Source organism: Pseudogulbenkiania sp. FW507-F1 (assembly GCF_058781125.1).
Map to the genome: position 1 here is coordinate 1 of NZ_JBYSWM010000066.1, position 839 is coordinate 839.

1 protein-coding gene is annotated in these 839 nt (G+C 71.6%); it reads left to right on the forward strand.

The genetic code is table 11. The features are described 5' to 3' along the window. Positions 1-839: type VI secretion system Vgr family protein (locus tag AC3WG5_RS19200; RefSeq protein ID WP_492570333.1), on the forward strand; the 839-nt coding region annotated here is incomplete at both ends.

Consider the following 839-nt stretch of genomic DNA (forward strand, 5'->3'; position numbering starts at 1 on the left):
CACGACGCGCAGGCCAAGCGCTTCGACGGTGGCGGCTCGGTGCGCGGGCTCGCCGCCGGGCAGTGGTTCCGCCTCGACGACCACCCGGCGCACGAGGGGGACGCTCCCGAACAGCGCGAATTCGTCGTCACGCGCCAGACCTTCACCGCCCGCAACAACCTGCCGACCGACCTGGCACGGGCGCTGCCGCCCAGCCTTCGGCCAACCTCGACCGCCGGCGCGGGGGCCGACACGTCGGCGAACGACGTTCCGTACCACACCACCTTCAGCGCCCAGCGCCGCGGCCTGCCGCTCACCCCGGCCTACGCCGGCACCGCGTTGGCCAAGCCCACTGCGCGCGGCGCCCAGACCGCCACCGTGGTCGGGCCTGCGGGGGAAGAGATCCACACCGACGCCCACGGCCGCATCAAGGTGCAGTTCCACTGGCAGCGTCCCGACGAACACCCGACGATCGGCGCCAACCTCGACGACACCTCCAGCTGCTGGCTGCGCGTCGCCATGCCCGCGGCCGGCGCCGGCTGGGGCCACCAGTTCATCCCGCGTATCGGCCAGGAAGTGCTGGTCGACTTCCTCGAAGGCGACATCGACCGCCCGGTCATCACCGGCGTGCTGTACAACGGCAGCCACCCGCCGCCCGCCTTCAGCGGCGCCGGCAACCTGCCGGCCAACAAGACCCTGTCCGGCATCAAGTCGAAAGAGCACCACGGCGGCCAGTACAACGAACTCTTGTTCGACGACACCCCCGGCGAAGTGCGCGCCAAACTGTCGTCCGAACACGGCGCCACCCAGCTCAACCAGGGCTACCTCGTCCACCCGCGTGCCGACGGCAAGGCCACGCC